Source organism: Acetobacter nitrogenifigens DSM 23921 = NBRC 105050 (assembly GCF_000429165.1).
GTDB classification, from domain to species: domain Bacteria; phylum Pseudomonadota; class Alphaproteobacteria; order Acetobacterales; family Acetobacteraceae; genus Acetobacter; species Acetobacter nitrogenifigens.
This window is the reverse complement of record NZ_AUBI01000004.1, coordinates 333,967-352,509: the sequence shown is the minus strand read 5'-3', so window position 1 is coordinate 352,509 and position 18,543 is coordinate 333,967. Positions and strand designations below refer to the sequence as shown.

Below are 18,543 nucleotides of genomic sequence, written 5' to 3'. Positions count from 1 at the left end.
CCGTCGAGAGAGACACCAAAGGAGCGTGAAAGATGAAAGCCATTGCCTGCCGCAAGCCGGGAAAGATCGAAAACGCACGGTCGATCGGCATGCTGTCCGGCTTCTAGGGCGAGGAGGGCCCCACCATGCACGCTGCCGGGATCGCCATGCTGTTCGCAGTCATCGTCGCGCCGTCCGCGAGCTTCGCCGTTCCACCGAGGTTAACCGTCGCGGCAGAGAGCCGGACCATGATCTGGAATGCCGTCGCGGTGGACGGTGGACGAATCTTCGTTGCCGGCCCGCGATGGAGCGGCTCGACGGGCCCCGCATTGGCGTTGCTCGACAGACACGGCGATCCCCAGCCGTATCCCGATGCCCACTGGAATGGCTGGCGATCCGGCGACGACCCGCGCAACGTCTTCGTCAATGTCAACTCGCTCCATCGTGACGACAGCGGCGGGCTATGGGTTATCGATACCGGCTCGCCTGAATTCGGCGGCGACCCGCTGCCGGGCGCTGCCAAGGCGGTTCGCATTGATCTCAAGTCGGGCGGGGTGACGCGCATCGTCAGCTTCGGCCCGACGGCGATCGTCAAGGGAAGCTATGTCGATGACATACGCTTTCACGGCGACCATGCCTACCTGACTGACGCCGGCCGGTCGGGGCTGATCATCCTCAACCTCAAGACCGGTCAAACGCGGCGCGTCCTCGACGGTCACCCGTCCACGACCGCGGGTAGGCGCAACATCGTTCTTGACGGTGAAATCCTCAGGGGACCGGACGGCCAGCCCCTGAAGGTCAATTGCGACCCGATGGAGGTATCGCCTGACGGACGTTGGCTCTACTTCGGTCCGCTCGAAGGGCCATGGTCGCGCATCGAGACGCGGTATCTCGACGATCCCGCTATGTCACCGGACGAGATTGCTGAGAAGGTCGACCCATGGGCCGACCTGCCGGCGATGGGCGGCTCAGCGATGGATGCGAGCGGTAACCTCTATTTCAGCGATCTCGCCCGCAACGCGCTGAAGCGACGCGCCACCGACGGGACCATCACCACGATCATTCAAGACCCGGCACTCCACTGGGTCGATGCTCCGTTCATCGATGAGCATCGGATCATCTGGTTGCCCGTGCCGCAGATCGACAGGGCGGCGATGTTTCATGGCGGCGAATCTCGCATCGTTCAGCCCGTCCAACTTCTGAAAATGCCGCTCGACGCCCCGAAGTAGACGTCGAAGGTGGCAACAAACCCAAGGCCGCCCAGCGCCGACGAGTGCGGGGGCCCAAGACGAAGAAAGTGATTGTCATGGCTGCCCATTCTCTGGCCTCACGCCGCTGGCTCGCGATCGCAAGTGCGGTTGCCATCACCGGAACTGCCCTCAGCACTGATGCCGCGCTCGCCGACGCCGTCGTCGCACCGACGAAGGTACCTGAGGACGCGCCCCGCATGGGCATCCAGCCCCAGGTCAGCCTGCACACGGGGCAAGCGCCGGTGCTCTACGGTCTTGCCGATCAGCCGGTTGAACACGTCTCTGCGCTTATCGACCGCCAGGTCATCTATGGCGCCCAAAGCACGTTCGTTGTGTGGACCTTGAAGAAGGGTGCCGTCGTCCCGCTTCATCATCATCCGAACGAGCAGATTACCTGGATCACCAAGGGGCGCGCCGAAGTTTATTCCGGTGGAAAGAAGTTCGTCATGGTCTCCGGCGACCTGATGGTGATCCCACCCAATGTCCCGCATGAGTTCGTCATCACCGAGGACACCATCGACATCGACATCTTCGCGCCACAGCGCCAGGACTGGATCGACGGGACTGCGAATTATCTGAAGAAGTGAGTCACAGTCGATGAAGACCTCAATTCGTCTGTCCCTCGCGGCACTTGCTACTTGCGCGATGCCTAGCATTGCCGCTGCGGCCGAGGTCTCCGATACCGACGCGCTCGCCATGACCCGCCCGCAGGCCATCCTGGTCGCAGGCGACATCCCCAAGGCGCGCCTGCGCGAGATCCTCAAGCCGATCGACGCCTTCTATGGCTTTTGGGTCAATGGCAGCCTGCGTCTCCTCGACGCCGCAATAAGTTCGAATTTCATCGACCACACCTTACCACCGGGCCGACCGCAGGGACCGACGGGGCCGGCGACAGCTTCCAAGGGCTTTCTAGCGGCCGTACCCGGACTCAAGGTGACGGTTGTCCAGCGCCTCGTGGTCGCCGATCGCGTGGTCTCGCAACTCCGCTTTACTGGACAGTTCACCGGCCGCTTCGGCGATCACGTTGGCCATGGCCAGACGGTCGATTTCATCGCTACCGACATCGTCGAGGTCGCCCACGGTCGGATCACCGACAACTGGCACCTCGAAGACAACCTCACGTTCCTGCAACAGATCGGCGTGGTGCCCCGTTAGGGCATATCGATCGGCTTGCGGCTTTGTGGCTATCCACTTGACCAAGATCAAAGGAGAGAATCATGAGCAGAGCCATTCGTGTTGGTCACATCGATCTGAGCTTTCACGATGCCAGTGCGCGCGAAGTTGAGTCCGTGCTCGAACGGCATGGTCATCGGATAGAGCGCCTAGCCGCACCTCATGAGGAAATGTTCAAGATATTCGGACGCGGTGAGATCGACATGTTGGTCTCGGCCTGGCTGCCGGCGAGTCACGGCGCCTACTTCGCCCCGTTTGAGGACGACGCAATCAAGGTAACGATCCTGTACACACCTTACTGCATCTGGGGTGTACCCGATTACGTCCCTGAAAATGCTGTGGGCAGTATTCATGATCTCCTCGGACCGCTAGCAATGGGTCGCATGGAGAAGCTGATCCAGGGTATCAATCCCGGCGCAGGGATCAGTCGCTTTTCGCACAGGATAGTTGAAGAGTATGGGCTTGGCGCAGCCGGCTATCACTTCGAGACTGGCACCGAAGACCAATGCTTCGGCCGGTTCGAGGCGGCCGTGGCCGAGAAGAGGTGGGTTGTCATTCCGCTCTGGCATCCCCAATGGCTCCACCATCGTCACGTGATCAGAGCACTTGCCGAGCCGAAGGGGCTGCTGGGCGGAACCGATCGTGCGACCCTCTTAGTGAGAAAAAATGCGCGCGCATTGGTCGGTGAACCCGCATTGGACGAACTCGCCCGCCTAACTCTGGGCAACGCCCGGGTGAGCGCACTTGACGATGCGCTCCGCAACATGGCCAGCGGCAAGGTCACCCGATCGGCTGACGCGGGTGTCTGAGGCCCTTGATGATGGGGGGGGCCATGTGACGGCGCCCAGACCTCGTTCAGCGCTGAAACGGCTGCGCGCTATGCCAAAGACAAACACGGCTGTGCGCCTCACCGTTTCAGTCAAAAGCTGCCCCAAAGAACGGATTGATTCAATACCAAAGGAGAGATCAACATGCCGATAGTCACAACCAAGGACAGCGTCGAGATTTTCTATAAGGATTGGGGACCGAAAGAAGCGCCACCGATCGTGTTCCATCACGGCTGGCCCCTGTCATCCGACGACTGGGACACGCAGATGCTTTTCTTCCTGAAGAACGGCTATCGGGTGGTGGCCCATGACCGGCGGGGCCACGGCCGTTCATCGCAGGTCAGCGAAGGTCACGACATGGACCACTACGCGGCCGATGCCTTTGCCGTAGCGGAGCATCTCGACCTCAGAAATGCTGTGCATATAGGCCACTCGACCGGCGGCGGTGAGGTTGCCCGCTATATCGCGAAATACGGCGAGCCGACCGGCCGCGTTGCCAAGGCGGTGCTAGTCAGCGCCGTCCCGCCGCTCATGCTCAAGACCGAGACGAACCCTGGCGGGCTGCCGCTCGACCTGTTCGACGGGTTGCGCGACGGGCTTGCGGCAAACCGCTCGCAATTTTTTCTCGATGTCGCTTCTGGGCCTTTTTACGGCTTCAACCGACCCGGCGCGAAGATCTTGGAGGGTGCGATTCGGAACTGGTGGCGCCAAGGCATGAACGGCAGTGCCAAGGCGCATTACGACGGCATCAAGGCCTTCTCCGAAACCGATCAGACCGCTGATCTCGAAGCTATCAGCGTGCCGACGCTCGTCCTGCACGGCGATGACGACCAGATCGTGCCCTATCAGGATGCCGCCGTGCTCTCGGCTACGATCCTCAGGAACGGTGAGCTGAAGATCTATCCGGGCTTCCCCCACGGCATGCTCACGACCCATGCCGATATCATCAACCCGGATCTCCTCGCATTCGTGAAGAGGTGAAACTGATCACTGTTGCGGGATCCGAAAGGGTCCCCTGCAGTTGCTATTTTAGAGGTTGGAAAGGTTTCTCCGCCCCCCTGCGGGCCCGTCCCGGCTCCGGTTGCCTCTAAAGGCCTACTTCTTGAAATCACATTCGGCGGCGCCGGGCAGACGGCGAGTAGCGCCGATCAGCGATGAGGATTTATTCATGAAGCCGAATTACTCGCCTCGCTCCGCAGAGCTCTATGCCGACACGTTAACCCCCGCATTGCCGAAATCGACGATGGTTCTTGATCGCGAGCGCTCGGCGCTCGTCGTCATCGATCCGCAGGTTGACGTGATGAGCCCGAGGGGACGTGCCTGGCCCGCCGTCGGCGAGAGCGTGACGGAAAACAACTTGGTGCCCAACCTGATCGCGCTGTTCGAGGCAGCGCGGAAGGCGGAAATCGCGGTCGCTGTGTCTCCCCATTATTATTACTGCTGGGATCATCACTGGCGCTGGCAGGCTCCGCTGGAGAAATTCCAGCACGATGCCGGTGTATTCGATCGAAAGGGTCCCTATACCGTCGATGGTTTTCGTGCGTCAGGCGCTGACTTCTTGGAGGAGTTCAAGCCATATATCGAGGACGGCAGAACCATCATCTGCTCACCACATAAGCTCTATGGCCCCCAAGCGAACGACCTGAAATTTCAGCTCGGCAAGAGGGGAGTCAACCAGGTGATCCTCGCAGGCATGCTCGCCAACATGTGCGTGGAATCGCATATGCGAGATCTGCTGGAGGCGGGCTTCGAAGTCGCCGTGGTCCGCGACGCCGTTGCCGCACCCAAATTGCCGGACGGTGACGGTTATCTCGCCGCGCTGATCAACTATCGATTCATGGCGAATGCCGTCTGGACCACGGACGAAACGGTTAATCGTCTGGCCGGTATTCCCTGACGCCCCTGTTCCCATAGACGACCGTTCGGCGGGTCACCGTCGGCGGTTGTCCGTGGCAGAGCTGAACATTCGAGGTTCAACTATGCTCCTACAAGATATGGGAGTGAGGATGACAATCCGCCTGCCTGTTGTTCCCACCTCCTTCTTCGGAACGTTGCTAGGACTGTGCGGTCTCGGCGGAAGCGGGCGGGCGGCTCACAGAGTCTGGGGCGTGGCCGAACAACCGGGCGGGCATTTCGTGCAGGCGGATAGCGGCGCAGACCAGCGGATCGTCCTGATTCCGCCAAGCTGCCACCGCGTTCATGATGCGGCTGGCCGGGGCGGAGAAATTAGCACCGTGTCGTTCGCTGAAATCGAAGCGCGGGATGAAATCGTCCAGTGGGTTCATCATGCTTACATTTTTCTCTAGCAAAATGGTAGATTAGCGCACTTTGCCACAAGAGCATTTCGCATCGCAGCGCGAATATTGCGATGACTTCATAGCGAAGTCAGAGAGTAACGCTATAATATATTGCGAACGAAATATAATTGTAGACTTGAAAGCACGATGACTGTATTTTTGGCACGTCATGCCGAAGGTCTTCAAATAATCGGGATAGACAGAAAATGTCGGTTCGGCGACCACCTCTCGATCTGCGGGAATTGCTGTTCGTGCGTGTCATCGCGAGGGAGGGAAGTATCCACGGAGCCGCACGTGCGCTGGGAGGCAAACAATCTGCCGTAAGCCGATCTTTACGATTACTGGAAGAGCGACTTAGCGTTTCCCTCTTTCGACGCACGTCGAGCGGTGCCCAGTTGACCCCGGCGGGAGTTGCCTTTCTGCGAGAGGCTGAGAAGTTGCTCGATGGCACAGTCGGACTGTACGAGCGCACGCGGCGTTGGAGCCGGGGCGAGACCGGCGTCATCTCCGTGGGCGTCCAGGGCAGCATCCCACCCGGCCGGATCTCGGCGATACTGGAGTCGTACAGCCTTGCGCAACCCGGTATCTCCTTCACTTATCGGGATAATGCAAAAAAAGAACTGCTCCAGGCCCTGAAACAGGAGGAGATTGACCTCGCGATAATGACGCTGCCCCTGCCCGGCAGCATGGTGGCCACGACGCCGCTCTGGAGCGATCGTGTCGTTGCGATCATGCCGGTCGGACATCCGATCGCACAGGTCGGGACCGCGTCATGGGCCGAGTTGCATGACAGAACCTTTCTGATCGGCAAGGATGATACTGGCGAGGAACTGCTCGCGCTGCTGATGCGCAAGATGCGGCAGGCGGGATTCGTGCCTATGACGCGTCAGGAGGCGGTCAGAAGCCTGCGGGTCGTCGCATTGGCAGCGAATGGCAGCGGCATCGCTTTGTTGCCGGATGCCTGGCTGGGTTTTCTGCCCGGAGCTATCCGGGAGCGGATCGCGATAGTGGAAGTAATCGACGGCGATGGATTTCCGCACTTCGCGTATGGCGCGGCCTGGCACCGCGAGCGTTGCCCACCAGCCGCGAGGACAGTCATCCGTGTTCTGGAGCGGCAGGCGACAGCGTTTTAATAGCAGCCCGCCGTGCCCCCTGCCGGAGCTTTCGGAACGCACGGTCGGACGCGATGAAGCCCCGGATCATGTGCGGCACGAGACGGGCCGGATCGACGTGCTGACCGTTCTGGCTGACCAGCGCCGCATAGGCAACGAGATCGCGATGGAGGTCCGCCGGCAGATCGAGGGTGACGCGGACCGGCTTCTCGTCGGGAATTTCGGTGATGCGTAGCTTCGTCATGGAGCGGGTTCCTTTGCGTGCCAGGGTTTCAGGATCAGGTCGCGATTCAAAATGAGGGTGAACGGCAGGCCCGGTCGGTCGGTCAGCGTCGGCTGGACGTTCAGGCTTCGATCAATCAGCCGGTTGCCGACCATCGAGAAGCCGTTGCTTGCCCCGCTGCGGATAGCCTGCATGAGGTTGTTTTCGTTCCACGACGTGCCTGCTTCAGACCCAACACTGAGCAGCGTGGTGACCAGAGCCGCCCTGAAGAGCTGGCCCCAGTGGTTGTTCACCTCGTCTGACAGGCCGGACTGGCCGATGGCGTCGCCGCCGGGCAGCTTTTCCAGAACGAGGCTCTCGCCGTTCGGATAGATCAGCCGGGTCCAGATGATCTGTGTCCGCTGCTGCCCGAAGGAAATGCCGCTGTTATAGGCTCCGAACAGGGCGCTGCCCTGCGGGACAAGCAAGAACCGGCCGGTCGGACTGTCATAGACGTTCTGGGTCACATGCCCGACGATCTGGCCAGGCAGATCGGAACTGATCTTCGTATTCAGCGCCCCGGCGATGACGGTCCCGGCTTGAAGAACGTAGGCAGAAGCAAGGGGCACGATCCGGTCCGGGCTGACGGTCATGCGATCCGGCTGACCTGCCAGAAAAGCGCGATTGGCGGCCTGCGGGTCCGTTGCAGCCGGTGATGCCTGTGCTCCGGGCGCGGCTTGTGGCGGCATTGTCTGGACGGTCGGGCCGTCATGCACCTCGATCTGCGCGAAGAGCCTGCTGGTGCGTGCCGCCTCGACTTCCTGATCGCCACGCCGGTCTCCGATGCCGGAAACCGGTCCCGCGCGACCGTTCCGCTGTGCGTTAAGGATCGGCCTGCCGAGATCGCCGGGCAAAGGCGGCCCGAGTTTCGGGGTGGCGGTATAGTCACTGGGGAGTGCGGCCAGCCCGTCAGCTGAGGGGCGGGTGTCGGTGTCCTGTGCCCCCTGGACCGGCCCCTTGTGCGTACCATTTTGCAGCGCGTAGCCCAGCGCGAGGCCGATCGCGAGCATCCCCGCGCCACCCAGCGTCCAGATAACGGGACGCGAGAGCCGTACCACGGGTGGACGCTGCGCGCGCAGCCGCAGATCGGGAGAAGGCTGCGGGGAAGACGGTCCCGTTTCGCTCATGACTTCCTGCCGTCGGTGCGGACGATGCGCACCCGTTGCTCGCTGTGGTTTTCGCCAAGCCGCAGTTCGGCGGCGGCAAACAGGCGATCGACGATCATCCAGTTCTGCCGCACCCGGTAATTGACCAGTTCCGGGCCGCCATCGGCCCCCAGCACGAAGAACGGCGGCAATTCCCCCTGTCCAATCCCGGCCGGAAAGGCGATGAACACCTTCCGCCCGTCATCGAAGGCTCGGAGCGGCATCCAGGGCGGTGTCCCACCTTTCACACTCTCGATCGCGTAGCGGAAGTTGAGCGCGTCGAGATTCAGCCCCGCTTCGACTGGTGCCGCTTCGTCGGCGTCGTCGTCCTGCCGATGCAGGGCAATCAGATCATCCTCGGGGTAGTCCCAGGACACGGACGCCATGTAGGTCGCGGGCGTCGCCCGCAATTCGGCGAAATAGGTCCGCCGGTCGGTATTGACGATCAGGTTGGTAGTCAGGTCCGGGCGCGTCGGCTTGACCAGGATATGCACGCGCTTTGTCGTACTCGCGCCGCTGGTGGTATCGCCGACAATCCAGCGCACGGTGTCACCCACCGCGACCGGGCCGGTACCGACCAGCTTCTCGCCCGCCTGGAGCATGATGTCGGTAATTTCGCCGGGCGAGGCATAGACCTGATAGAGCGCGCCAGCGCTGTAGGGGTAAACCTGCACCGCGTTCACATAGCCGGCCCGTGTCGGCTGGATGCGTGCCGCCAGATTGGCCTGCGTCACCCGAACGGTGGGATCGGCCGCCTCGGGCACGGCATGGGCACGCCGCAACGGTAGAAGCGGCTTGAGCTGACCCGGCAGGGGAAGCGGTCTAGGGACTTCCACGACCTGCACCGGTTTCGGCCGATCGGGCAGGCGCGTGGCCTGGGCCGCGTCGTCATAGCGAATCACAGGTGGATGATAGCGGTCCGCGCAACCGGCGAGCGGGAGCAGCGCCACAGGAAGGGCCGCGAAAATGAAGCGCCTCATTGTCCGAGTTCCTTCGACCAGTTAATGGCAGAGACGAAAATCCCGAGCGGATTGCGGCGAAGATGATCCGCATCGCGAGGCGTGCGCAGAACGACCGAGACGATGGCGGTCCAGCGTTCGGTGCCGGTGAACGCCCCGTCGCGGTAATGGCGTTCGGTCCACGCGACGCGAAAACTGCTGGGCGAGGCCCGGATCACCGAGGCGATGTCCACCTCGACCTGCTCATGCCCGATGCGCGAGAACGGATCGTTCAGGCGGGCATAATCGTTCAGCGCCACGGCACCGGACGTGGTGGTGAAGTCATAGGCGCGCAGCCAGTTTTGCCGGACCACCACGGCGTCCGATGACAGGGCGCGCACGTCGTGGACGAACTGCGCCAGATACCAGGCGATCTGCGGATCGGCGGGCATATAGCTCGTTGTCGCCGGGGCCACGACCTGTGCCTCGCCCAGACGGTCGACCTGTACCACCCAGGGTGTGATCGTCCCGCGCGCAGACTGCCAGACCAGCGCGCCTCCGAGACCGGCGGACAGGCACAGGCTGCCGAACGCCATCAGCCGCCAGTTGCTGGCCTGGACGCGGGCGGAACCGATGCGCTCATCCCAGATCTGAGCGGCTTTCTGGTATGGGGTCACGGGCTCGGGCGTGGTCCCGTAGCGTGTGGTGGAGCGACGGAACATCGTCCTCATTCCTTTTCCGAAAGATCGATGGAGGCGGACCCGCCGCCGCCATCGGCGGAGCGGATGATGTGGGCGGCCTCGATTGCATGGGCGGCGGCGTTACGACGCTTCATTTTCCGTGCCCAGCGCGGCGGCTTGCCGTCCCCTGAGGCCTCTGGCCCACCATCGTTACCACCGTCATCCGGACCATTTCCCTGCGGTCCACTCCCCGCAGGATCGCCGTCGCCGGATGGCTCTGACGGACCACCACCCTGACCGCCGCCATCGGAGCTTGAACCGCCAGCGTCTTCTCCACCGCCCATCCCGCGCGCGGCCCACTGGCCGCCCGCGGCATAGCTCTCCCTGAGTGAATTGACGCCAGCTTCGGCCTTGCTCCTGACGGCACCAGCGGCCGCGCGACCGACATTCCCGGCAGCGGATGCCACACCCGCCGCTCCGGTCTGTCCGGCCGCTCCCATGGAGTAGGCTGTGGTGGCTGCGCCCGCGATTGCGGCCCCGCCGCGCGCGGCGGCAGTCGTCGCGCCCAGCGCGGCAGCACTCCCGGAGATCGCAGCGGCAGGTGCGGCGATAGCAGCCGCCCCCATGGCACCGACCGCCATGCCAGTGCTGACGGCCGCGCCTGCGCCAAGCTGGGGCGCACCGGAAATCAGGCCATTGGCAAGGCTGCCGCCATAAATGGCGAGCCCGACGATCGAAAGTGACGCCAGCACAACGGAGACCGCCTCGCCGATGGTCGGCACATTGCTGCCGTAGGAAATCGTGAACTGTCTGAAGAGGACCGAGGCGATGGCGCTGATCACCGCCAGAACCATGATCTTGACGCCGGACGACACGACATTGCCCAGTACCTTCTCGGCAAGGAAGGCGGTGCGGTTGAACAGGGCGAACGGGATCAGGATGAATCCTGCCAGGCTGGTCAGCTTGAACTCGATCAGGGCGACGAAAAGCTGCACGGCCAGAATAAAGAACGCCGCCAGCACGATCAGCCATGACAGGCACAGCACGAAAATCTGGATGAAATTCGTGAAGAATGTGACAGGACCGAGGAGATCGTGGACCGAATCCAGCAATGGCTGTGCCGCCGTAAAGCCGGTCGAGGCCAGCCTGCCGGGTCGCAGGAAGTCTCCGAGCGCCAGACTGCCGCCTCCGACTTTCAGCCCGAGGGCCGCGAAGCTGTCAAAGACGATCTTCGACAGTGCATCGAAATCATTGATGACCCAGGCGAAGAACCCGATATAGAGCGTCTTCTTCACCAGACGCTGGGTGATGTCCTCATCCGCTGCCCAGGCCCAGAACAAGCCGGCGAGTGCCACATCCAGCACCGAGAGCGATCCGGCCAGTGAGATCACGCTTCCCTTGACCAGACCGAAGCCAGTGTCGATCGTGGTGGTGAAGGTATTGAGGAAAATGTCGATTACACCGACATCGTTGATGGCCATGGCCGTCAGTTCCCGCTGCTGCCGAACATGGAAACGGCGGTCGGACTGTAAGCGTCATACTGGGAAAAATGCTGGTATAACGCGTCGCTCTCCGCCTCGGCCGCCGCCTCACGCGCCCGCTCCAGATCGGCGGCCCTGCCATTGGCGGACAGGACCGCGACCACGTCGGAGAGCTGGCGGGATTGCAGGGCGAGAAGCTGGTTGCCGGCCTGGGCGGCCTGTAGCGCGCCCGTGGAACTCTGGCTGGCCGAGACCAGTTGCGTCATGGCGCCGCTGTCGGACGGGATGTTGCCGACGGCGCGGGCCTGCATCTTCAGCGCATCTTCGAATCCGCCAACGGCGTTCTGCCAGCGCGTCTGCGCCTGGCTGAACAGGGCGCTGTCCGACATGGAGGAGGAGATCGAGGTGTACGCCTGCTGGTATTGCTGCTCGACCGAGGTGACGCTGTAGGCAATGTTCTGCGCCTGCGCGAGCAAGGCTGTTGTCTGGGAAATCGTCGATTGCAGCGTCGACAAGGTGGAGAGCGGCAACAAGGCGAGGTTCTTCGCCTGATTGACCAGCATCTGGGCCTGATTGGCGAGCGACGTGATCTGGTTGTCGATCTGCTGAAGCGCACGGGCGGCCTGCAACACGTTCTGGCCAAAATTCGCGCTGTCGAACACCTCCCATTGCGCCATGGCGGGCCAGGGGGAAAGCATCGTGCCGAACACACCGGCCGCGACAGCCATAATCAGGGACCGGCGCCGGGCGATCATGGCACGCCCTCCCGCACGAGATCAGCCGCCCAGGGCAACCCTTTGGCCATGAACCAGGCTGGAAGAAAGGCTTCGCGTCCGTGCCCGGCCAGCACCTGGTCGATCAGCCTGTGATCGTCCTTGCCGGACACGGCGCAGAGCGCCAGTGCCACCGGGCCGAGGCCCAGTTCGAACAGGCGGTTGCCGCGCTGAGTCTGGCAGTAATATTCCCGCTTCGATGCCGCGCGGGCGATGATGGCGATCTGCCGCTCATTCAGGCCGAAATCGCGATAAATGGCCGCAATCTGCGGTTCGATCGCCCGCTCATTGGGTAGGAAGATCCGCGTCGGGCAGCTTTCCACCACAGCGGGCGCAATGGTGCTGTTCGCGATGTCGGACAGGGATTGGGTGGCGAAGATGACGCTGGCGTTCTTCTTGCGCAGGGTCTTGAGCCATTGGCGGAGCTGGCCGGCAAAATCCCCGTCATCCAGGACCAGCCAGCCCTCGTCGATGACCAGCAGCGTCGGCCTCCCGTCCAGTCGCCCTGCGATGCGGTGAAACAGGTAGGCGAGTGCGGACGACGCCGCGCCGGAGCCGATCAGCCCTTCGGTTTCGAACACCACGACATCGGCGTCTCCCAAACGCTCGGCGTCCGCGTCGAGCAGGCGGCCATACGGGCCGCCAAGGCAGTACGGCGCCAGCGCCTGTTTCAGCGCGTTGGACTGGAGGAGTGCCACCAGGCCGGACAGCGTGCGCTCATGGGCGGGCGATGACGCGAGCGAGTTCAAGGCCGACCAAAGATGGGACTTCACCTCCGGCGTCGGCGCCGTTCCCTCGCGCGCAAGAATCTGCCCGAGCCATTCCGCTGCCCAGGCGCGCTCGGTCGGATCATTGATCCGCGCCAGCGGCTGAAGGGAGACGGCGGGATGCTCATCTCCCTGATCTGTCAGCCCGCCACCCAGATCGTGCCAGTCACCGCCCATCGCCAGCGTCGCCGCTCGCATGGAGCCACCGAAATCGAAGGCGAAAATCTGCGATCCCGCATAGCGACGAAACTGGAGCGCCATCAGCGCCAGCAGGACGGATTTTCCTGCCCCCGTCGGCCCGGCGATCAGCGTGTGGCCGACGTCACCAACATGGAGCGAGAACCGGAAGGGCGTGGCCCCAGCCGTCTTGCCATAGAACAGTGGCGGCGCCTTGAAATGCCCGTCCTGCTCCGGCCCAGCCCAGACCGCCGACAGCGGGATCATGTGGGCCAGATTCAAGGTCGAGACCGGCGGTTGTCGGACGTTGGCATAGACATGACCGGGCAGAGATCCCAGCCACGCCTCAACGGCATTCAGGCTTTCGGTCATGCAGGTGAAGTCGCGGCCCTGGATGATCTTTTCGACTAGCCGGAGCTTCTCGGCGGCGATGGAGGCGGAACCGTCCCAGACTGTGATGGTCGCGGTGAGATACGCCTGCCCGACATCATCGGCGCCCAGCGATTGCAAGGCCAGATCGGCATCCGCCGCCTTGTTGGCGGCATCGTTATCCACGAGCACCGACGCCTCGTTGGTCATCACTTCCCGGACGATCGCCGCGATCGATTTCCGCTTGGCGAACCACTGGCGACGGATCTTCGTCAGCACCTTCGTCGCATCGGTCTTGTCGAGCAGGATGGCGCGGGTGGACCAGCGATAAGGCATGGCCAGCCGGTTCAGGTCGTCGAGGATTCCGGGGAAGGTCCGCGACGGGAAACCGGTAATCGTCAGGGTTTTCAGATACGCATCACCGAGTTTGGGTTCCAGACCACCCGCCAGCGACTGATCCACCAGCAGGGCATCGAGGTGCATCGGGATTTCCGGCATCCGCACGCGCTGGCTGCGGTTCGAAATCGTGGAATGCAGGTAGGTGAGCGTCTCGCCGTCATTCAGCCAGGTGACTTCGGGCATGAACCCGTCGAGCAGGGCCAGCATCCGGTCCGTGCGATTGACGAATGCATGCAGCATGCCGTGCGGGTCCGGCCCCTCGCGCTCCCGCCCCTCAAAGAGGAACCGCGCCGCCCGATCGGACGATTCAGCCGGTGGTAGCCAGACCAGGGTGAGAAAATACCGGCTCTCGAAATGTGCCCCCTCGTCCTCGAACGCCTCGCGTCGTTCCAGATCGACCATCTGACTGGCGGCATCGGGGAAATCGCTCTCGGGGTACACTGTTGCCGGGACGCGCTGTGCCTCGACGAACACGGCCCAGCCTGAGCCCAGACGCCGCAGGGCATTGTTCAGGCGCGCGGTGACCCCAACCAGTTCAGCGGGCGTGGCGCTGTCCAGATCGGGGCCACGGATGCGCGCCGTGCGCTGGAAACTGCCGTCCTTATTGAGGACGACACCTGTTTCGACCAGCGCGGCCCAGGGCAGGAAATCCGACAGGAGGGCAGCACGACTGCGATATTCGCCAAGGGACATCATGGCCGATCCTCCCCTATGCGCGCAGCCAGGCGGGGTAACGGAGATGCCGCCGTCCCACCTCGATGAACAGCGGATCGCGCTTGGCACCCCAGACCGCCAGAGTGTGACCGACGATCCAGAAGGCGGCCCCGATCAGCCAGAGGCGCAGGCCGAGTGCTACGGCCGCCGCCAGCGTGCCGTTGGCGATAGCCACCGCCCGCGGCGCTCCGCCCAGCAGGATCGGGTCGGTCAGCGAGCGATGCACCGGGACATGAAAGCCCGGCATGGCATCGTCGTCATATCCGACGGTCATCAGATCAGCGCTCCACCAGAGAAGGAGAAGAACGACAGGAAGAAGCTGGACGCCGCAAAAGCGATGGACAGACCAAAGACGATCTGGATCAGGCGGCGGAATCCGCCTGATGTTTCCCCGAAGGCCAGGGTCAGGCCGGTTACGGTGATGATGATCACCGAGATGATCTTGGCGACCGGCCCCTGCACGGATTCCAGGATCTCGTTCAAGGGCGTTTCCCACGGCATGTCCGAGCCGGAAGCCAGTGCCGAGGAGCACAACACAATCGAGAGCAGGAAAATGGCGGAAGCGGCCGGCGTATGTCGGCGCATACGGGACAGGGCGTGGTTCATTTGGATTCTCCCTCGGTATGGAAAGGACGAATGCGATACTCTCCGGAAACGGGATCGAGCCCCTCGACTACGGCGAGTTCGGAAAGCCGCCGCGCGGTTCCCCGACCCGACAGGACCGAAATCACGTCGATGGTTTCGGCGATCAGGGCACGGGGAACGGTGACGACAATCTCCTGGATCAACTGCTCCATGCGGTGCAGCGCACCGATGGCGGTACCGGCGTGCAGCGTGCCGATTCCACCGGGGTGGCCGGTGCCCCAGGCTTTGAGGAGATCCAGCGCCTCGGGGCCGCGCACCTCGCCGATCGGGATCCGATCTGGCCGAAGACGCAGGGCGGAGCGGACCAGATCGGACAGCGAGACTACCCCGTCGCGGGTGCGCAGGGACACGAGATTGGGCGCGGCACATTGTAGTTCGCGTGTGTCTTCGATCAGCACGATACGATCATCGGTGCTTGCGACCTCTGCCAGCAGGGCATTGACCAGGGTGGTCTTGCCCGTCGATGTGCCGCCCGCGACCAGGATGTTCCTCCGTTCCGTGACAGCGCGGCGCAGGAATGCCGCCTGCTCCGTTGTCATGATCCCGGCGGCGACATAGTCGTTGAGCGTGAACACCGCGACCGCGGGCTTGCGGATCGCGAAACTCGGGGCAGACACCACCGGCGGCAGCAACCCTTCGAACCGCTCTCCGGTAGGAAGCTCGGCCGAGACCCGCGGTGCTGCCTCATGCACCTCTGCCCCGACATGGTGGGCGACCAGACGCACGATCCGTTCGGCATCGGCCGGTGTGATCGTCTCGCCCGTGTCGGCCATGCCCTCTGACAGCCGATCGATCCAGAGCCGACCGTCGGGATTGAGCATGACCTCAACCACGGCTGGGTCCGCCAGATGCGTTGCAATCGCCGGCCCCATCGCTGTGCGCAGCATGGAAATGCCGCGCACCCTGGCCCCGTCATGGATGATGGAAACCGACATGATCTTCCCCGGCATGGGCCGAACGCGATGAGCGCACGGTGACGGGGATCATTAGGAAAGGCAGGAAACAGGCCGGTTCAACAAGAATTCAGGCGCCGTAGGACGACGGCGAAACGCAGGGTAAAAATACTTGCGGGGTGCGGGATTTACGACTCCGGTTCATCCCGTGTGCCGGGGTCCAAAACATCCTCCGGGATTTCCTGCTGGAGTCTCGGTCCCTGGGCCAGTCTTCGGCCAAGGGCGGCGACAAAATTATCGTAACGCGCCCCGGCCTGCGCCCGCGCCGCCTTCGCCGCCGGTTCGGGAAGCGGCGGGGTTGTGGTCAGCCAGAAGCGGATGAACAGCGCCAGGGTCTCCACCGTGATGCCGATATCGCGCTCCAGCCGCGCAAGACGCCGGTCCTGCCGGTCGAGGCGCTTCGACGTGGCAGCCTCGCGGCGCTCCTCGCCATCGGGCGAAAGGAAGGAGGCGACAGCGGCCTCGACGATCAGCGACATCGGCTGTGCGCGTCGCGCCGCATAGGCGGACAGGGTCTTCATCACCTCGGGGTCGAGATAGACGGAGATCTGGGCCTTCTTTTTCGTCATCGCCATTGCTACCTCACAGTCCAAGCTCATCGCCACGGTCGAGCGACGCCTGCCGGGCGACGCCGCACATGAGATCATTCATCCGGTTGTTGCGGGGCGCGATGTCGTCGAATTCATCGACCGGATCGGGTGTGAACTCGTTCTCCATCGGCTCCTTTTTCTCGACAGTGCCTTCACCCAGTTCCGGCTGACGGCGTCGGGCGGACTGGTTCGGATCTTCTTCCTCATCATCCATCACCGGCGTCTCAGTCGTCGCATCTGGCGCAGGCGGTCTGGGTGGAAGGGGACGGCTGCTCCAGTCGTCCGGGCGTCCCTCCGTGGGACGCATGGGCTTCGGCGGCGGCAGAATACGCTCCTGGAAGCGCACATCCTCGAAATAGCGGGCCTTCTTCGCGCGGATCGGATAAAGGCCGGAGACCATGACGATCTCGTCCGCCGGCGGGAGTTGCATGATCTCACCAGCCGTCAGGAGCGGGCGTGCCGTCTCCGAGCGCGAGACCATCAGATGGCCGAGCCACGGCGAAAGCCGATGGCCGGCGTAGTTCTTCATCGCCTTCATCTCAGTGGCGGTTCCGAGCGCATCAGAGACACGTTTCGCGGTCCGCTCGTCATTGGTGGCGAAGCTCACCCGGACATGGCAGTTGTCGAGGATCGAATTGTTCGGCCCATAGGCCCGCTCGATCTGGTTGAGGGACTGGGCGATCAGGAAGCCTTTGATCCGGTAGCCCGCCATGAAGGCCAGCGCTGATTCAAAGAAGTCCAGCCGCCCGAGGGCTGGGAATTCGTCGAGCATCAGCAGGAGCCGCTGTCGCTGTGCCGCAGCCTCCAGATCTTCCGTCAATCGACGGCCAATCTGGTTCAGCACCAGCCGGATCAGCGGCTTGGTCCGGCTGATGTCCGATGGCGGCACGGTCAGATAGAGCGTCACCGGGCGATCACCATCGACGATGTCAGATATCCGCCATTCGCAGCGCCGCGTCACCTCTGCAACCACTGGATCGCGATAGAGGCCGAGGAAGGACATTGCGGTGGACAGCACACCCGACCGCTCGTTGGGAGACTTGTTCAGCAGTTCGCGCGCGGCCGAGGCCACGACGGGATGCGCACCGGAATCGCCAAGATGCTTCGTCCGCATCATTGCCGACAGCGTGGTGGCGATGGGGCGCTTCGGGTCCGACAGGAAATTGGCGACACCGGCCAGGGTCTTGTCGGGCTCGGCGTAGAGCACGTGCAGGATAGCCCCGACCAGCAGGGAGTGCGAGGTCTTCTCCCAATGATTGCGCTTCTCTAGACTGCCTTCCGGGTCCACGAGGATGTCGGCGACGTTCTGGGCGTCCCGGACCTCCCACTCCCCGCGCCGGATCTCCAGCAGCGGGTTATAGGCAGTGGAGGTCGTATTGGTGGGATCGAACAGCACGACGCGCCCGAAGCAGGCGCGGAATCCCGCCGTCAGTTCCCAGTTTTCGCCCTTGATGTCGTGGACGATAGCCGAACCCGGCCAGGTCAGGAGCGTCGGAATGACCATGCCGACACCCTTGCCGCTGCGCGTCGGCGCGAAGGTCAGGACGTGCTCCGGCCCGTCATGCCGCAGGTAGGCTTTGCCATACCGGCCCAGCACCACACCGTCCGGATCGAGTAACCCGGCCTGGGCGATTTCAGCCGGTCCTGCCCAGCGAGCCGATCCGTAGGTCTCGATTTTCTTGGCCTCGCGGGCGCGGCGGACAGACAATGAAACGGCAGCGACAAAGGCCAGCACGCCACCTGAGCCTGCGATCCAGGCGCCGCGCGCGAATACAGCCGGGGCATAGGCATCGAAGACATACCACCACCAGAAGAACAGCGGTGGTGCATAGACAGGCCAGCGATGGAATAGCACGAACCAGGGCCGCCCGAGTTCAGGTTGAAAGGCCAGTTCCCATGCTGCCCATTCGGTTGCCGTCCACCAGGACAAGACGATCATGGACAGGACCAGCGCGACCTGTCCCCATTGAATACGTGTTCCGGGCTGTTCCATCAGCGATCTCCGATCCTTT

20 protein-coding genes are annotated in these 18,543 nt (G+C 63.1%); 8 read left to right on the top strand and 12 right to left on the bottom strand.

All coding sequences use genetic code 11. The features are described from left to right. Positions 1 to 125 precede the first annotated feature (125 nt). From G442_RS0108465 to G442_RS0108430, 8 genes are all read left to right on the top strand, one after another. Entirely contained in the window at positions 126 to 1,208 is a 1,083-nt protein-coding gene (locus tag G442_RS0108465) for an L-dopachrome tautomerase-related protein (RefSeq protein WP_026397654.1), read from the top strand. Between the two features lie 77 nt (positions 1,209 to 1,285). Beyond that, entirely contained in the window at positions 1,286 to 1,816 is a 531-nt protein-coding gene (locus G442_RS21450; RefSeq protein ID WP_035376341.1) for a cupin domain-containing protein, read from the top strand. Positions 1,817 to 1,826: 10 nt separating this feature from the next. Then, positions 1,827 to 2,384, top strand: a complete 558-nt coding sequence (locus tag G442_RS0108455) for an ester cyclase (RefSeq protein ID WP_026397653.1) — start codon at positions 1,827 to 1,829, stop codon at positions 2,382 to 2,384. Positions 2,385 to 2,446: 62 nt separating this feature from the next. Next, entirely contained in the window at positions 2,447 to 3,211 is a 765-nt protein-coding gene (locus G442_RS0108450; RefSeq protein WP_026397652.1) for a glycine betaine ABC transporter substrate-binding protein, read from the top strand. Positions 3,212 to 3,373: 162 nt separating this feature from the next. Further along, positions 3,374 to 4,210 (top strand): alpha/beta fold hydrolase, encoded by an 837-nt coding sequence (locus G442_RS0108445; RefSeq protein ID WP_026397651.1) that lies wholly within the window; start codon positions 3,374 to 3,376, stop codon positions 4,208 to 4,210. Between the two features lie 187 nt (positions 4,211 to 4,397). Continuing rightward, positions 4,398 to 5,126 carry an isochorismatase family protein gene (locus G442_RS0108440; RefSeq protein ID WP_026397650.1) on the top strand — a complete coding sequence of 243 codons (729 nt, stop codon included), beginning with the start codon at positions 4,398 to 4,400 and terminating at the stop codon, positions 5,124 to 5,126. A 109-nt stretch (positions 5,127 to 5,235) separates the two neighbouring features. Next, positions 5,236 to 5,535, top strand: coding sequence for a hypothetical protein (locus tag G442_RS25880; RefSeq protein WP_026397649.1), 300 nt, complete (start codon positions 5,236 to 5,238; stop codon positions 5,533 to 5,535). A gap of 197 nt (positions 5,536 to 5,732) precedes the next feature. Beyond that, positions 5,733 to 6,659, top strand: a complete 927-nt coding sequence (locus G442_RS0108430; RefSeq protein ID WP_026397648.1) for a LysR family transcriptional regulator — start codon at positions 5,733 to 5,735, stop codon at positions 6,657 to 6,659. Here the strand turns inward: G442_RS0108430 and G442_RS0108425 are convergent. The 12 genes from G442_RS0108425 to G442_RS0108370 all read right to left on the bottom strand — a co-directional run bounded on the left by G442_RS0108425 (position 6,622) and on the right by G442_RS0108370 (position 18,524). Beyond that, a complete protein-coding gene (locus G442_RS0108425; protein ID WP_026397647.1) occupies positions 6,622 to 6,882 on the bottom strand; it encodes a DUF2274 domain-containing protein in 261 nt (86 codons plus the stop codon). The genes G442_RS0108430 and G442_RS0108425 overlap by 38 nt on opposite strands. Continuing rightward, positions 6,879 to 8,027, bottom strand: coding sequence for a TrbI/VirB10 family protein (locus G442_RS0108420; protein ID WP_026397646.1), 1,149 nt, complete (start codon positions 8,025 to 8,027; stop codon positions 6,879 to 6,881). Before G442_RS0108420 ends, G442_RS0108425 begins: the two co-directional genes overlap by 4 nt. Beyond that, on the bottom strand, positions 8,024 to 9,025 hold the full coding sequence (trbG, locus tag G442_RS0108415) for a P-type conjugative transfer protein TrbG (protein WP_026397645.1): 1,002 nt from the start codon (positions 9,023 to 9,025) through the stop codon (positions 8,024 to 8,026). Before trbG ends, G442_RS0108420 begins: the two co-directional genes overlap by 4 nt. After that, positions 9,022 to 9,705 (bottom strand): conjugal transfer protein TrbF, encoded by a 684-nt coding sequence (gene trbF, locus G442_RS0108410; RefSeq protein WP_026397644.1) that lies wholly within the window; start codon positions 9,703 to 9,705, stop codon positions 9,022 to 9,024. The genes trbG and trbF overlap by 4 nt, the downstream gene beginning before the upstream one ends. 5 nt (positions 9,706 to 9,710) lie before the next feature. Beyond that, the gene (trbL, locus tag G442_RS0108405) at positions 9,711 to 11,144 is read right to left on the bottom strand and encodes a P-type conjugative transfer protein TrbL (RefSeq protein WP_026397643.1); all 1,434 of its coding nucleotides are present in this window, start codon (positions 11,142 to 11,144) and stop codon (positions 9,711 to 9,713) included. Between the two features lie 5 nt (positions 11,145 to 11,149). Beyond that, complete coding sequence (gene trbJ / locus G442_RS0108400) at positions 11,150 to 11,899, bottom strand: P-type conjugative transfer protein TrbJ (RefSeq protein ID WP_035376339.1); 750 nt, start codon at positions 11,897 to 11,899, stop codon at positions 11,150 to 11,152. After that, complete coding sequence (gene trbE / locus G442_RS0108395) at positions 11,896 to 14,325, bottom strand: conjugal transfer protein TrbE (RefSeq protein WP_026397641.1); 2,430 nt, start codon at positions 14,323 to 14,325, stop codon at positions 11,896 to 11,898. The genes trbJ and trbE overlap by 4 nt, the downstream gene beginning before the upstream one ends. A 13-nt stretch (positions 14,326 to 14,338) precedes the next feature. Beyond that, positions 14,339 to 14,617, bottom strand: coding sequence for a VirB3 family type IV secretion system protein (locus G442_RS0108390; protein ID WP_026397640.1), 279 nt, complete (start codon positions 14,615 to 14,617; stop codon positions 14,339 to 14,341). Continuing rightward, a complete protein-coding gene (locus G442_RS0108385; protein WP_026397639.1) occupies positions 14,617 to 14,949 on the bottom strand; it encodes a TrbC/VirB2 family protein in 333 nt (110 codons plus the stop codon). The genes G442_RS0108390 and G442_RS0108385 overlap by 1 nt, the downstream gene beginning before the upstream one ends. Beyond that, positions 14,946 to 15,875, bottom strand: a complete 930-nt coding sequence (trbB, locus tag G442_RS0108380) for a P-type conjugative transfer ATPase TrbB (protein WP_408744395.1) — start codon at positions 15,873 to 15,875, stop codon at positions 14,946 to 14,948. Before trbB ends, G442_RS0108385 begins: the two co-directional genes overlap by 4 nt. A 194-nt stretch (positions 15,876 to 16,069) precedes the next feature. Beyond that, positions 16,070 to 16,516 carry a hypothetical protein gene (locus tag G442_RS0108375; protein WP_026397637.1) on the bottom strand — a complete coding sequence of 149 codons (447 nt, stop codon included), beginning with the start codon at positions 16,514 to 16,516 and terminating at the stop codon, positions 16,070 to 16,072. 7 nt (positions 16,517 to 16,523) lie between these two features. Continuing rightward, entirely contained in the window at positions 16,524 to 18,524 is a 2,001-nt protein-coding gene (locus G442_RS0108370) for a conjugal transfer protein TraG (RefSeq protein ID WP_026397636.1), read from the bottom strand. Positions 18,525 to 18,543 lie beyond the last annotated feature (19 nt).

Excerpts from the sequence above, each read along its gene's own strand:
- G442_RS0108430 (WP_026397648.1), top strand. The coding sequence starts at position 5,733 with ATGTCGGTTCGGCGACCACCTCTCGATCTGCGGGAATTGCTGTTCGTG.
- G442_RS0108390 (WP_026397640.1), bottom strand. The coding sequence starts at position 14,617 with ATGACCGTCGGATATGACGACGATGCCATGCCGGGCTTTCATGTCCCG.
- G442_RS25880 (WP_026397649.1), top strand. The coding sequence starts at position 5,236 with ATGACAATCCGCCTGCCTGTTGTTCCCACCTCCTTCTTCGGAACGTTG.
- G442_RS0108455 (WP_026397653.1), top strand. The coding sequence starts at position 1,827 with ATGAAGACCTCAATTCGTCTGTCCCTCGCGGCACTTGCTACTTGCGCG.
- G442_RS21450 (WP_035376341.1), top strand. The coding sequence starts at position 1,286 with ATGGCTGCCCATTCTCTGGCCTCACGCCGCTGGCTCGCGATCGCAAGT.
- trbE (WP_026397641.1), bottom strand. The coding sequence starts at position 14,325 with ATGATGTCCCTTGGCGAATATCGCAGTCGTGCTGCCCTCCTGTCGGAT.
- G442_RS0108385 (WP_026397639.1), bottom strand. The coding sequence starts at position 14,949 with ATGAACCACGCCCTGTCCCGTATGCGCCGACATACGCCGGCCGCTTCC.
- G442_RS0108445 (WP_026397651.1), top strand. The coding sequence starts at position 3,374 with ATGCCGATAGTCACAACCAAGGACAGCGTCGAGATTTTCTATAAGGAT.
- G442_RS0108420 (WP_026397646.1), bottom strand. The coding sequence starts at position 8,027 with ATGAGCGAAACGGGACCGTCTTCCCCGCAGCCTTCTCCCGATCTGCGG.
- trbL (WP_026397643.1), bottom strand. The coding sequence starts at position 11,144 with ATGGCCATCAACGATGTCGGTGTAATCGACATTTTCCTCAATACCTTC.
- trbG (WP_026397645.1), bottom strand. The coding sequence starts at position 9,025 with ATGAGGCGCTTCATTTTCGCGGCCCTTCCTGTGGCGCTGCTCCCGCTC.
- trbJ (WP_035376339.1), bottom strand. The coding sequence starts at position 11,899 with ATGATCGCCCGGCGCCGGTCCCTGATTATGGCTGTCGCGGCCGGTGTG.
- G442_RS0108450 (WP_026397652.1), top strand. The coding sequence starts at position 2,447 with ATGAGCAGAGCCATTCGTGTTGGTCACATCGATCTGAGCTTTCACGAT.
- G442_RS0108465 (WP_026397654.1), top strand. The coding sequence starts at position 126 with ATGCACGCTGCCGGGATCGCCATGCTGTTCGCAGTCATCGTCGCGCCG.
- G442_RS0108425 (WP_026397647.1), bottom strand. The coding sequence starts at position 6,882 with ATGACGAAGCTACGCATCACCGAAATTCCCGACGAGAAGCCGGTCCGC.
- G442_RS0108370 (WP_026397636.1), bottom strand. The coding sequence starts at position 18,524 with ATGGAACAGCCCGGAACACGTATTCAATGGGGACAGGTCGCGCTGGTC.
- trbF (WP_026397644.1), bottom strand. The coding sequence starts at position 9,705 with ATGTTCCGTCGCTCCACCACACGCTACGGGACCACGCCCGAGCCCGTG.
- G442_RS0108375 (WP_026397637.1), bottom strand. The coding sequence starts at position 16,516 with ATGGCGATGACGAAAAAGAAGGCCCAGATCTCCGTCTATCTCGACCCC.
- trbB (WP_408744395.1), bottom strand. The coding sequence starts at position 15,875 with ATGCTGCGCACAGCGATGGGGCCGGCGATTGCAACGCATCTGGCGGAC.
- G442_RS0108440 (WP_026397650.1), top strand. The coding sequence starts at position 4,398 with ATGAAGCCGAATTACTCGCCTCGCTCCGCAGAGCTCTATGCCGACACG.